The following is a 13,354-nucleotide window of genomic DNA, read 5'->3' as shown; positions in this document are numbered from 1 at the left end:
TGCACGCCGGGCAAAAGGCGCCGATCTGCGCCACGGCTGCCGGCCGGGACACGCCAGAACCCCATGCAGGCTGCACATCTCGTAAGCTCCCTCAGCTGAGCCTTAATTCGCCCTGCGGTCGCACGTAGCGCATCCGGGTCAGGATCGCGGCGCCGACATAGAACGCCAAGAACACCCAGAATGCCGGGGTTGCCGAGCCGGTGCTCGCATAAGACTGCCGCAATGCCAAATTGATCCCGACACCGCCGAACGCGCCGAACGCACTGGCCAACCCGATCAACGACCCTGACCTGATGCGTGCCCAGCGACGACGCTCGGCGTCGCTGAGATCCAGCGTCCGGCTGCGCGCCTCGAAAACCGACGGGATCAGCTTGAACACCGAGCCCCTGCTCGCACCGGCGAAGACGAACAGCGCAAGGAAGCCGACGACTAAGCCGATTGTCGTGAAGACCGTCGTTGGGGCACCGGAACCGTGGGCGGCATCGTCGTGGCCGCTCATGGCGACCAGGAATCCGTCGGCCAGCACCATGCCGACGAACAAGGCGAGGCTGACGCGGCCCCCGCCGAAGCGGTCGCTCACGTTGCCTCCGACTATGCGTGCCGCCGAGGCCACCAGCGGTCCGGTGAACGCAATCTCGGCGGCGTGCAGCGATGCCTGGCCATGGGTTTGCCCAGCGGCCAAAAAACTGTGTTGCATCACCTGACCGAAGGCGAACGAGAATCCGACGAAGGAGCCCGAGGCGCACATGTAGAGAAACGCGATCACCCACGTGTCGGGGACCCGAAGTATTGATCGCAGGTCGCGCGCCGCGATGGGCTGGGGGAAATTGTCCATGTAAAGCGCCGCTCCGACACCGACGATGGCCAGCAGCACCAGGTAGATCGCACACACCAGATACGGCGCTTCGTGACCTGCAGTGGCAAGCACCACCAGTCCGACCGCCTGCATGGACGCTGCCCCGAGGTTGGCGACACCGCCGGCCAGACCCAGCGCAAAGCCCTCGAGCCGCTGCGGGTAGAAAGCTTCGACGTTGGCCAGCGAGGCTGCGTAATTGGCACCACCCAATCCGGTCAGCGCAGCACACACCAGATACGGCCACAACGGCAGGCCGGGGTAGGCCAGCAGAAAAATCGTCCCGACAGTGGGGATCAGCAGCACCGCCGAGGAGGCCACCGCCCAGTTGCGACCGCCGAACCTGGCAGTCGCCATCGAGTAAGGGGTGCGCGCGGCGGCCCCGACCAGGGCCGCGGTGGCCTCTATCAGAAGCTTGTCACCGGTCGAGAAACCATAGACGGTCTGCGGCATGAACAGCACCATCACCGACCACAGGTACCAGATCGAAAAGCCGACATGCGCGGTTGCGATCGACCAGATCAGATTGCGCCGGGCGATGCGGTTGTTGCCGGCCCGCCAGGCCGCGGCGTCTTCCGGGTCCCAGTCCACGATGCGGCGCTTAGGCACTGGGATGTCTTCTGTTCATCGAGGACGTCGGAACTGAGACGGAACCGCGTTTAATCCTACAGTGCGGCTCGCTGCCGCCCGGCTCCGGACGGTCAGCCGGCGGCCGGGGAGCGGGGCACGACCTTGTTGTTGGTCTTGTCTTTGTTCTCCCGGGACTTGGCGGCGGCGGCGCTGATCGCGCGTCCGGCCAGGGTGCCCAGCAGGGTTTCGCCGAACAACATGGCACTGGGCATGCTGGCGACTCCTTCACTGGCCGCACTGGCGGCCGCCAATGCCATATCCGCGCTCTCGGCCGCCGGAGCGATGGTCGCGGCCCAGGTTGGCGGCACCGACAAGCCGCTGACCTGGCTGGCCTGACCGACGACGGCCGAGGCGGTCAAGGCGTTTGAGGCCGGCAGCGGGATCCCGTAAAACGGCGAAAACGGTCCCTGCCCCCGGGCGAAGTCGCGCAGTGCGGCGCCGTAAAAGCCCGCGAGCCTGGTGCCCAGCGCGATGAGGCGCCAAGTCTCGTCGTTGGTCGACAACGCCATGCCCCCGAGTGAGACGCCCTCGAACAGATAGTTGACGATCGACACCCCGCCGATCGTGGGGACCACCGCCCCTGAGGTCGCCGCACCCGAGGATGTGGAGGCCGGCGCGGCCAGGCTTTGCAGGGCGGTGGTGAGCCCCGACAGGGCACCGGCGTGGCCGGCGCCGGTGGCCCCGGCCTGGGCGACGGCCGCGCTTTGGGCGGCCGTCCCGGCCGGGTTGGTGGTCTGCGGCGGCGGGCTGAACGGCGCCAACGCCGACGCGGACGCCGAGGACCCGGCATAGCCGTACATCACCGCGGCGTCCTGGGCCCACATCTCGTCGTAGGCTGCCTCGGTGGCCGCGATCGCCGGGCTGTTTTGCCCGAAGAAGTTGCTCGCGATCAGCGACGTCAACTGGGTGCGGTTGGCCGCGATCAGCGGCGGCGGCACCACGGCGCTGAACGCGCTCTGGAAGGAGGCAGCGGCGGCCTTGGCCTGGGCGGCGGTCTGTTCGGCCTGGGCGGCGGCGTTGTGCAGCCACGCCACATAGGGCGCGACGGCGCCGGCCATCGCCGTAGCGGCCGGGCCCTGCCATCCCGAACTGGTCAGGTTGGCGACCACCGACCCGTAGGAGGACGCCGAGAAGCTCAGTTCGTGGGCCAGTTGCTCCCAGGCGGTGGCAGCGGCCAGCAGCGGCCCCGAACCTGGGCCGGAATACATTCTGCCCGAGTTGATTTCGGGGGGCAGTGCGCCAAAATCCATGGGTCGAATCCCTTCTTCATCGGTCAATTTCGGTTGCGTACGCGACCGCCACGCTCGGAGGTCGGGTTACGCACAAGCACAGGTTTGGACTTCGGGTGCACCGGCTGGGTCTCGGTGGACAGCGCACTCATCAGCCCCTGGCTGAACACGCTGCCCGGCATCGGCTGCGGGGGCGGCGCACCAGCGGCACCGGCACCCGGCAACGCCAGGGCGGTCGGGCGGATCGTCACCGGTTCCCCGGCCCAACTCGGCGGCACCGACAACGACCCGATCAACCCGGCCCGGCCCAAGCCCGCCGTCACCGACCCCGGGCTGGCCGACCCGAGCCCGGCGGTGAGAGCCTTGGCAGCCTGCTCGGCATTGAACCGCGCGACCGCGTCGATGTCACGTGCCCAGTTGACGCCGAGGTTCATGACCCTGGTGCCTTCGTTGACCTGCGAGTTGGCACGGAAGCCGAGGTTCAGGGTCTGGTTGGCATACGTCGTCGAACTCGCCCCGAGGAACGTCGGGCCCAGGAAGCCTTGCGAGCCGAAGATGGTCGTCGATCCGAGCAGATTCGTCGTGCCGAACAGCGGGATCCATCCGATCACGCTCCCCGCACCGGCCGAATCCGTCGACGACGTCGTTGTCGTGGCCGGTACGACCACCGGCCGACCGGCCGCACCGGCGGCGGCTTGGATCACGGCCGCCGTCTGGAGACCCTGCCCCGCGGGATCGGTGGTCGGTGGCGGCTCGTCGAACGGGGTCAGCGTGGTCGCCGCGGCCGAGGAGCCGGCGTAGGAGTACATCGCGGCTGCGTCTTGGGCCCACATTTCGGCATAGTGCGCCTCGGTGGCCGCGATCGCCGGGAAGTTCTGCCCGAAGAAGTTGGTCGCGATCAACACCAGCAGCGTGGCCCGGTTGGCCGCGATCACCGGCGGCGGCACCGTCATCGCGAAGGCCGCCTCATACGCCGCTGCCGCCGCCTTGGCCTGGGTGGCGGTCTGCTCGGCCCGCGCCGCGGTGGTCGACAGCCAGGCCACATACGGCGCGGCCGCACCAGCCATTGCGGACGCGGCCGCGCCCGACCACTGCTGGCCGGTCAGGCCCGACAGCACCGAGGAGTAGCCGGCCGCGGCCACCTCCAACTCTTCGGCGAGTGCATCCCAGGCCACTGCGGCCGCCAGCATCGGCCCCGAACCCGGACCGGCATAGATCCGGCCAGAGTTGACCTCCGGGGGTAGCGCTGCGAAATCGAGCACCGACACTCCTTAGCGGATCTTCCGCGTCACGGGTGACGCTGGCTGCGATGCGGTGGGCATCGGCCGGCGCGCACCCCGGTATTGTGCCCGACGTGACAGCCGGCACGGGCGAGCCGGCGCCGGCACGTGCCGCCGAGTCGAGCGCAGCGCGGCCGCAGCCGGCAGTGAACTCGGCAGGATTTTCGTCCCCGGGAGTTCCGGCACGTCGACCACCGAACGGTACCGGACTTCGGACCCGGCGCTATCCACCGATGGGCACCTGCCGTCGCTTCGATGACCAAGATCACGGCCACCTGGGAGCTTTTTACCGGCCCCGACACTTTCCATAGCCATCCGTCCTCCTGAGCGCACAACGAAGACCGCGCCGACCGAAACGAGCGCGCATCATCGCGCTCACCCGATCACTTTCCGCGGCGCCGGCGGGGGCGCAATTCGCGGTAGCGCAGACGCCGACTCGCGACATCGCACTTCGGCAGGTGTTATTAATCGCAGAGCATTCTGCACGGGACTGCGATCCAGCTGCGAGCAAAATGTGAGGTCGCTGAAAATGTGTTACAACTACATTTCAAATCAGCATGAGCAAAACCCTTGCCCTGTTGCATCGAGAAGCAATTTTGAAATCAGCGTGAGTAAAAAGTTCAGAATTTTATACAAATGGTGTTTAATAAATTTGCCTATGGCCACCGCCGACTGGCGTGCTCCCCCCTGTGATAGCAAAAACCTCTGATGGAGGGCAGTTTTCGACGAACAACCGCACGTCCGGGAGCCTTTACAGCCCCGCAAAGCGCTCTTTGACCGCTTCCGCGGTGAGCCCGTAGTCCGCCAGTGAATATATATGCTTGGGCGCCCGCGGACCGGTCTGGCTTTTCGCGTGACTAACTTCCATGGCCATCCGCGCTTCATCGGTGAGCGGCACGCCGAGGTGACGGTAGATCCCTGCCACAGTCCCGATCGGATCAGCGATAAAATCGTCGTAGTCAACGTCGTAGAACTGATCCGGATTGTATTTGGCGCGTGCCGTGTTGAACCGGTCCAGTCCCCGCGACCAGGTCTCCATCGCGTCGGCACCGATTTGAGCGCCGACAAAGGTATTCGACCAACCCGCGGTGGTGTTGTGTGCCAGCGAACACATCGACGCCATGATCGTCTCGACCGGGCGGTGGGTCTGCACCACCAGAGCATCGGGGTAGGTCGCCATCAGCGCATCCAGCGCGAAGAGGTGGCTGGGGTTCTTGAGCACCCACCGCTTGTCGACGTCGTGCAAGCCGATCAGCTGCAGGTTCTTGCGGTGCCGTCGATACGCCGGAACCCAATCCTGTCCGGACAGCCAGTGCGCGTAACCGGGCACGTGAGCCAGCGTCTCGTAGGACACCGAATGGAACGACTGTCGCAACAGCTGCCAGCACTCCTCGAGCTCGTCGGCGGCCATGAAGTGTAGCCCGGTGTAATCGGGGTTCTCCTGGTGATGGCGGGCGAACCGGTCGGCGATCTGGCGATAGACCGGGTCGGATTCCCAGGTCCCGCGCGGCGGGCGGGGTTGCGGATACTCGGCCAGCCACATCTGCAGACCCTGATGCGCCGGATCGGCACCGAGCAAGCGGTGCAGCGCAGTCGTGCCGGTGCGCACCAGCCCGGTGACAAAGATCGGCTGTTCGATCGCCACGTCGGCGTGCTGGGGATACTTTTTCCACGCGGCTTGCGACAGCAGTCGGGCAACCAAAGCGCCGCGCAGGAAGAACCGACACATCTTTCCGCCCAGCGGGGTCAGATCGGCCTCGCGCCGGTAGGAGTCCAGCAGCACGGCCAGCGCTTCACGATAGTTGTCTTCGTCGGCACCGAAGTCATCCAGCCCGGTCAGCTTGGCCGCCGAAGCGTGCAACTCCTCGACGGTGCCGACATCGGTACGCTCCGACATCAGGCTTTGTATTCCCCGCAGTTGACGTCAAGGATCTGACCGGTGATGCCACTCGACAGGTCGCCGGCCAGGAAAAGGATCGCCGAGGCGACCTCGTCTTCGGTGGGCAGCCGCTTCAGGTCGGAGTTGGCGGCAGTGGCCGTGTAGATCTGCTCCACCGTCGTGCCGTATTTGTTAGCCTGGTGCTCGAAGTACCCTTTCAGGGTGTCACCCCAGATATAGCCGGGCGCAACGGAATTCACGCGGATTCCCTGCTCGCCGAGTTCGGTCGCCAACGACTGCGACATGGCCAGCAGCGCAGACTTGGCCATCTTGTAGGCGCCGTACTTCGGCTGGGAATGCCGGATCACCATGGAATTGACGTTGACAATCGCGCCTTTCGCCTGTGCCAGCGCCGGAGTGAAACCCTGGATGAGCCGCAATGCCCCGAGAACCGTCAACTCGATGGCATCCCTGATATGCGCAAACGTGGTTGCGGCCAGGGGCTTCATCGACGGCACGCGGAACGCGTTGTTGATCAGCACATCGACTTTGCCGTAGGCCGCCAATGCGGTGTCGACGAGACTCTTCACCTGCTCGTCGTCGGTGATGTCGGTGGCGACTGCCACCGCCCGCCGTCCGGTATCGTTGACCCGCTTGGCAAGATGTTCGAGGCGTTCCACGGTGCGGGCTGCGAGCACCAGATCGGCGCCCTCGTCGGCGCATCGCCGAGTCAACGTGGTTCCCAGTGCAGGGCCGACACCGCTGATCACCACTACCTTGCCGTCGAGCATCCCAGCCATCACTACTACCCCAGCATTCTGTTAGCAATTTGGTTTTGGCGCTGCGCAATCCGAGCGCGCCAGTCGTCTTCGGAAATCTTGTTGAGCTCGTAATATGGCAGCGTCGCCGGTACGGCATCGGCGTCGACGAGATCGACATCGGGTCCATCGGTCGCGGTCAGCGCCCGGGTTACCCGCTGCCAGCGGAACTGCAGAAAGCCCCGCCGGTGTCCCAGCGTCTCGACCCAGTTGGTGACACCGGGGTTCTGGTCGCAGACGACGATCCGGATTTTGCCATCCGGATCAGCTTGCGCCTGACTGGCATTAAGCGATGTCTGATGGTTGATGTAGTCCAGCGAGATGTACCACATGCTGCCCAGCTGGAAGCCGAGGTAGGGCGCGTCGATCACTGGCAGCGTGATGATCAGCGCCTGATCGGGCCGTAGGTCGAAGTGACCCGCCGACGAGTACTGGGTCGACAACCCGCCCGGCGTCAGCCGAGGGGCGACCATCGTGTTGACCGGAATGTTGAGATAGAACCACTGCGGGAATTGCAGCCACGTCTTGACCCGGTTGACCAGTTGTTTTGCTGCAGTGGCATAACGTTTTTCGATCGTTGCCCGAGTCAGCGGCGGCGGCGCGGTACCCGAAGTATCCAGGCGTGAGATGGCCACGGTGCCGCGCCGCTGTGACCAGTCGCCGTAGACCTCACGAATCACCAGTTGCCCCGGGCTGGCGGGCCGGAAACGCCACTGGAAGCTGCCGTCCTCGGCGACGTCGAGCTCGCGGTCGTCGAATGCGGCCTGGCTTGTCGGAACGGTGGCAGAGTTGTATTCACCGCCGAGCAATTGGAAACTCAGATCGGTGGTAGTGCCCCGGGTTCCGGTGACCACGTAATCGTGCTCGGCCTGCACTCGACAGCCGAAGTAGAGCGTGTCCGGGTTATCGAGGCCCATCTTGGTGAAGGGCCCGGTCCCGGTGAGCAGGAACGGATGGTCGCGCTCGTAGGCGAAGGCGAGCTGAGTGCATGCGGAGACGCAGCCCGCTAAATACTGCAATCCCTCGAGCAGATCGGATTCGGTCTCGATGTGCGGTGCAGCGGCCACGAGTTTCTCGGCCTCCGCTATCGCCTCGATCAACGGCTGGGAGAACACGCCTAGACGCTAGAACGTGTTCTATTTTTCGTCAATGGGCGAACAACCGGCACAGTTGCTCGACGTCACACACACCAGCAAACCACCCGGCGATGCCTGTTGCCGCCAGCGTCAGTGGGTAACCGCCCGTCCGGAGGCCTGCTCGCGTTTGATTTCCAGCGCGATGTCGATGAGCTGGTCTTCCTGGCCGCCGATGAGTTTGCGCTGACCGGCCCGGTAGAGCAAGGCCGAAGCAGGGACACCGTAGCGCTCGGCCTGTCGGACCGCGTGTTTGAGGAAGCTCGAGTAAACCCCGGCGTATCCCATGATCAGCGCGTTGCGGTCGAGCAGGCACTCGGCCGGCATCGCCGGGCGCACGACGTCCTCGGCAGCGTCGGCGATGTCGAAGAAGTCGATGCCGGTCTTGACACCGATCTTGTCGAACACTGCGATGAGTGCCTCGACCGGCGCGTTGCCGGCACCGGCACCGAATCGACGGCAGCTGCCGTCGATCTGCTTGGCACCGGCCCGCACCGCCTCCACCGAGTTGGCCACTCCCAGGCCGAGGTTTTCATGCCCGTGGAAACCGACCTCGGCATCAGACCCCAACTCGGCCACCAGCGCACCGACCCGGTCGCGCACCCCCTCCAGGACGAGCGCGCCCGCGGAGTCGACCACGTAAACGCACTGGCAGCCGGCGTCGGCCATGATGCGGGCCTGGGCGGCCAGTTTCTCCGGCGGAATCGTGTGGGCCATCATCAAAAACCCGACTGTTTCCAAGCCGAGTTCGCGAGCCAGCCCGAAGTGCTGGATAGACACGTCCGCCTCGGTGCAGTGGGTGGCGATCCGGCAGATCGAGCCGCCATTGTCCTGTGCTTCTTTGATGTCCTCTTTGGTGCCCACTCCGGGCAGCATCAAAAATGCGATCTTGGCTTCTTTCGCCGTCTGAGCGGCCAATTTGATCAATTCTTGCTCGGGCGTCTTCGAAAAGCCGTAATTGAACGACGACCCGCCCAGGCCGTCGCCGTGCGTCACCTCGATGACCGGCACCCCGGCGGCGTCCAGCGCGGCCACAATCGAGCCGACTTCGTCTTTGGTGAATTGGTGGCGTTTGTGGTGCGACCCGTCCCGCAGCGACGTGTCGGTGATCCGGACGTCCCAGAGGCTGTTCGTCATCGTGCACCTCCCACAACCGACAAGGTCACATCCCTTTTGCGCGCAATTTCCTCGCCGACCTTGGTGGCCGCCGCGGTCATGATGTCGAGGTTGCCGGCATAGGGCGGTAGGTAATCTCCGGCACCCTCGACCTCGACGAACGTGGTCACCAGCGCCTGGCCGCCGGAGTTGAGCGAGGGATCGTCGAACTGCGGTTCGTTGAGCAACCGGTAACCAGGCACGTAGGTCGCCACCTCGGCGACCATGGCGTGAATGGATTGCGCGATCGCGTCACGGTCGGCGTCTTCGGGGATCGCGCAGAAGATCGTGTCGCGCATGATCATCGGCGGGTCGGCGGGGTTGAGGATGATGATCGCCTTGCCGCGCTGCGCGCCGCCGATGGTCTGCACGCCCCGGCCGGTGCTCGTGGTGAACTCGTCGATGTTGGCCCGGGTGCCCGGTCCGGCCGACACCGATGCGACCGACGCCACGATCTCGGCGTAGGGCACCGGCGCCACCCGCGACACCGCGTACACGATGGGGATCGTCGCCTGACCGCCGCAGGTGATCATATTGACGTTCGGAGCGTCGAGGTGCTCGAGCAGGTTTGCCGGGGGGACCACCGCCGGGCCGATCGCGGCCGGCGTCAAGTCGATGACCCGGATTCCGGCCTGGGCATATTTCGGCGCGGCCGCCCTGTGCACGGCGGCGCTGGTGGCCTCGAATAACAGGTCGGGTTTTTCGGGCTGGGCCAGCAGCCAGTCGACCCCCTTGTCGGTGGTCTCCAGGCCGAGCTTGCGCGCCCGCGCCAAACCCTCAGAAGCCGGGTCGATCCCGACCATCCAGCGCGGCTCAAGCCATGGCGACCGCAGCAATTTATACAGCAGGTCGGTGCTGATGTTGCCGGATCCGACGATGGCCACACTCGCCTTGGACGCCATGTCTGCTTCCTCTTACTCGAACGATAAACGGACCGACCCGAGCCCGCCGAACTCGGCGACGAAGTCGTCGCCCGGGCGGGCGTCGATCGCTGGGGTGCACGAGCCCGGTAACGCGATGTCGCCGGCTTTAAGCCGCACGCCGAAGCTTTCCACGGTGCGGGACAGCCAGGCCACCGCGGTCACCGGGTTGCCCAGCACTGCGTCACTGCGGCCTTTGGCCACTATCTCACCGTTGCGGGTCAAGACCGCGTCGATGCTCATGACATCGATTTCGGCCGGCGCGACCCGCTGTCGGCCGAGGACGAAGCCGGCCGAGGAGGCATTGTCGGCGATGGTGTCGCACAGCGCAATCTTCCAGTCGGTGATGCGGGTGTCGATCAGCTCGATGGCCGGCACGATGGCGGCCGTCGCCTGGAGCACGTCGTCCTCGGTGCATCCGGCACCCGGCAGGTCGTCGGCCAGGATAAAACCCACCTCGACCTCCACCCGCGGATACAAGTAGTCGGCCGCCCTGACCGGGGTGTCCTCGAAAAGCTCCATCTCATCGAGCAGATGGCCATAGTCGGGTTCGTCGACGCCCATCATTTTCTGCATAGCCTCCGACGACAACCCGACTTTGTGTCCCACCACGCGGGCCCCTTCGGCGACCCGCTGCCGGACGTTGATCAACTGGATTGCGTAGGCGTCGACGACGTCGATCTCGGGATAGGCGGTCGTCAGCGGCACAACCGGCACTCGGCTGCGCTCGGCCTGCGCCAACTCGGCGGCGAGCAGTGCACGGGTGGCAGCCGAGATCATTGACCGAAGTCCCCTCGTCGGTGTGAGCGGGCCGGTAGCGGCCGGCCAGGGCAATTCTATAACGTGTTCTACATGACAGGGCACGAGTACGACGTCGTCGTGGTCGGCAGCGGTGGTGCAGGCATGGTTGCTGCGCTCACGGCTGCTCATAGCGGCCTTTCGGTAATAGTCATCGAGAAAGCGGCACATTACGGCGGCTCGACCGCCCGCTCCGGCGGCGGGGTCTGGATTCCCAACAACGAGATTCTCGAGCGTGATGGTGTCTCCGACACTGCGGAAGCGGCCCGTACCTACCTGCACGGAATCATCGGCGACGTCGTCGACTCCGAGCGTATCGACACCTACCTACAGCGCGGCCCGGAAATGCTGTCCTTCGTGCTTAAGCATACACCGTTGAAGATGTGTTGGGTGCCGGGCTATTCCGACTACTACCCGGAAGCACCGGGCGGTCGTCCGGGTGGTCGATCGATCGAGCCGAAACCATTCGACGCCAACAAACTCGGCCCGGACCTGGTCGCGCTCGAACCTCCCTACAGCAAGGTTCCTTTTAATGTGGTTGTACTGCAACAAGATTACGTCCGACTGAACCTGCTCAAGCGGCACCCGAAGGGTGTTCTGCGCAGTTTGCGAGTCGGTGCCCGGACATTGTGGGCCAAGGCAACCGGCAAGAATCTCGTCGGCATGGGCCGCGCGCTGATCGGCCCGTTACGGATCGGCCTGCGCGAAGCCGGCGTGCCGGTCCGGCTCAACACTGCGCTCACCGACCTGTACGTCGAGGATGGCGCCGTGCGCGGCGCCTACGTGCGCGACACCAGGGCCGACGACGCCGGCGATCCAACCCTCATCCGGGCTCGCCGCGGTGTCATCCTGGCATGCGGGGGCTTTGAACACAACGAGCAGATGCGAGTCAAATATCAGCGCGAGCCGATCGGAACCGGCTGGACCGTCGGTGCTGCCGCCAACACCGGCGACGGCATCCTCGCCGCCGAAAAACTCGGGACTGCTCTGGATTTGATGGAAGACGCCTGGTGGGGTCCGACGATCCCGCTGCCCGGCGGCCCGTGGTTCGCCTTGTCAGAGCGCAACGCGCCCGGGTCGATCATCGTCAACACCGCGGGAAAGCGATTCATGAACGAAGCGCTGCCCTACGTCGAAGCCACCCACCGGATGTATGGCGGCAAGTGGGGCCAGGGTCCCGGACCGGCCGAAAACCTTCCCGCGTGGATGATCTTCGACCAACGCTGCCGCGATCGCTACCTGTTCGCCGGACTGCAAGGTGGGCAGCGAATTCCCCGCAAGTGGCTGGAGGCGGGTGCCGTGGTGATGGCCGACACCATAACCGGTTTGGCGGACCGGATCGGGGTAGATCCCACCGGATTGGTCGCAACGGTGGACCGTTTCAACGGGTTCGCTCGCCGCGGCATCGACGAGGATTTTCATCGCGGCGAAAGCGCATACGATCGCTATTACAGCGATCCGACGAACAAGCCCAACCCGAGCCTGGGTGAGCTGCGGCATCCCCCCTACTACGCCGTGCAGATGGTGCCCGGTGATCTGGGCACCAAGGGAGGCATCCGCACCGACGCGCACGCACGAGCACTGCGCGACGACGGCAGCGTGATCGAGGGTCTTTACGCCGCCGGCAATGTGAGCGCCCCGGTAATGGGGCATACCTACCCTGGCCCGGGCGGCACCATCGGACCGGCAATGACGTTCGGCTACGTGGCGGCGCTGCACATCGCCGGAGAGTCATGACATGCCGATCGACGTAGACGCCGCGCTGGGTGCCGAGTTCGGATCGGTCGAATTCTCCTGGACATCAACCAATGTTCAGCTTTACAACCTCGCTTTGGGGGCCGGCGCCGATCCGACCGATCCGCGCGAACTGAGCTATGTGATCGACCACACGCCGCAGGTCTTGCCGACCTTCGGCTGCGTCGCCGCGTCGTTCAACGAAACCCAGCCGCCGAAAGTCAGTTGGCCCGGTGTCAAGATCGACTTGGCCAAGATCTTGCATGGATCTGAGCAGGTGAGCGTACCCGCACCCTTGCCGCCGTCTGGCAGCGCCCGCTCAGTCAGCCGGATAGTCGAGATCTGGGACAAGGGCACGGCCGCGGTGGTGGTGGTCGAGACATCGGTGACCACGCTGGACGGCGCGCCGCTGTGGACTCAGCGTCGATCCGTCTTCGCCCGCGGCGAAGGAGGATTCGGCGGCGAGCGCGGGCCTTCAGGTAGCGGGTCGTCGGCTGCCGTAGCCGACCGCGCTCCGGACCTCGAAGTTGAGTTGCCGACGCTCCCCCAGCAGGCGTTGCTCTACCGGCTGTGCGGAGACCGCAACCCGCTGCACTCGGATCCCCAATTCGCGGCCGCCGCGGGGTTTCCGCGGCCGATCCTGCACGGATTGTGCACCTTCGGCATGACCTGCAAAGCCATCGTCGACGCGATGCTGGACGCCGATGCCGCCGCGGTCGGCTCGTTCGGCGCGCGCTTCGCGGGCGTTGTGTTTCCCGGCGAGACGCTGAAAGTCAGTATCTGGGAAAACGAGGGCCGCCTGCTGGCCCGCGTGGTCGCGCCTTCGCGCGACCACGCGGTAGTGCTGTCGGGCGTCGAGTTGGCCCCGACCTAGTGTCCCGCGCCGTTAATTCGTTTTATTAATCTTCCAATGGACTCCAGGATC

Annotated in this window: 11 protein-coding genes; 2 read left to right on the top strand and 9 right to left on the bottom strand. The window is 65.3% G+C overall.

Features of this window, described 5'->3' with window-relative positions; translation table 11 throughout:
- Positions 1-91: 91 nt before the first annotated feature.
- The 9 genes from F6Q13_RS02940 to F6Q13_RS02900 all read right to left on the bottom strand — a co-directional run bounded on the left by F6Q13_RS02940 (position 92) and on the right by F6Q13_RS02900 (position 10,677).
- Positions 92-1,462, bottom strand: a complete 1,371-nt coding sequence (locus tag F6Q13_RS02940) for a nitrate/nitrite transporter (RefSeq protein WP_293051992.1) — start codon at positions 1,460-1,462, stop codon at positions 92-94.
- A gap of 92 nt (positions 1,463-1,554) precedes the next feature.
- On the bottom strand, positions 1,555-2,733 hold the full coding sequence (locus F6Q13_RS02935; RefSeq protein WP_293051989.1) for a PPE family protein: 1,179 nt from the start codon (positions 2,731-2,733) through the stop codon (positions 1,555-1,557).
- Between the two features lie 23 nt (positions 2,734-2,756).
- Complete coding sequence (locus F6Q13_RS02930; protein ID WP_293051986.1) at positions 2,757-3,974, bottom strand: PPE family protein; 1,218 nt, start codon at positions 3,972-3,974, stop codon at positions 2,757-2,759.
- A gap of 769 nt (positions 3,975-4,743) precedes the next feature.
- Entirely contained in the window at positions 4,744-5,889 is a 1,146-nt protein-coding gene (locus F6Q13_RS02925) for a sulfotransferase (RefSeq protein WP_293051983.1), read from the bottom strand.
- The gene (locus F6Q13_RS02920; RefSeq protein ID WP_293051982.1) at positions 5,889-6,671 is read right to left on the bottom strand and encodes an SDR family oxidoreductase; all 783 of its coding nucleotides are present in this window, start codon (positions 6,669-6,671) and stop codon (positions 5,889-5,891) included. The genes F6Q13_RS02925 and F6Q13_RS02920 overlap by 1 nt, the downstream gene beginning before the upstream one ends.
- A 5-nt stretch (positions 6,672-6,676) precedes the next feature.
- Complete coding sequence (locus F6Q13_RS02915; protein ID WP_293051980.1) at positions 6,677-7,804, bottom strand: hypothetical protein; 1,128 nt, start codon at positions 7,802-7,804, stop codon at positions 6,677-6,679.
- 111 nt (positions 7,805-7,915) lie between these two features.
- Positions 7,916-8,959: a 4-hydroxy-2-oxovalerate aldolase gene (dmpG, locus tag F6Q13_RS02910; RefSeq protein ID WP_293051978.1), complete on the bottom strand. Its 1,044-nt coding sequence runs from the start codon at positions 8,957-8,959 to the stop codon at positions 7,916-7,918.
- A complete protein-coding gene (locus F6Q13_RS02905; RefSeq protein ID WP_293051975.1) occupies positions 8,956-9,879 on the bottom strand; it encodes an acetaldehyde dehydrogenase (acetylating) in 924 nt (307 codons plus the stop codon). The genes dmpG and F6Q13_RS02905 overlap by 4 nt, the downstream gene beginning before the upstream one ends.
- A 12-nt stretch (positions 9,880-9,891) precedes the next feature.
- Positions 9,892-10,677 (bottom strand): 2-keto-4-pentenoate hydratase, encoded by a 786-nt coding sequence (locus F6Q13_RS02900; RefSeq protein ID WP_293051972.1) that lies wholly within the window; start codon positions 10,675-10,677, stop codon positions 9,892-9,894.
- A 72-nt stretch (positions 10,678-10,749) separates the two neighbouring features.
- Between F6Q13_RS02900 and kstD the strand changes: the two genes are divergently transcribed.
- Together kstD and F6Q13_RS02890 are read left to right on the top strand one after the other, a co-directional pair.
- A complete protein-coding gene (gene kstD / locus F6Q13_RS02895) occupies positions 10,750-12,432 on the top strand; it encodes a 3-oxosteroid 1-dehydrogenase (RefSeq protein ID WP_293051969.1) in 1,683 nt (560 codons plus the stop codon).
- A 1-nt stretch (position 12,433) separates the two neighbouring features.
- On the top strand, positions 12,434-13,303 hold the full coding sequence (locus F6Q13_RS02890; RefSeq protein ID WP_293051966.1) for a MaoC/PaaZ C-terminal domain-containing protein: 870 nt from the start codon (positions 12,434-12,436) through the stop codon (positions 13,301-13,303).
- Positions 13,304-13,354 lie beyond the last annotated feature (51 nt).

It is taken from the genome of Mycobacterium sp. (genome assembly GCF_008709575.1).
In the GTDB taxonomy this organism is placed as follows: Bacteria; Actinomycetota; Actinomycetes; order Mycobacteriales; family Mycobacteriaceae; genus Mycobacterium.
This window is presented reverse-complemented; position numbering and strand designations above follow the sequence as displayed.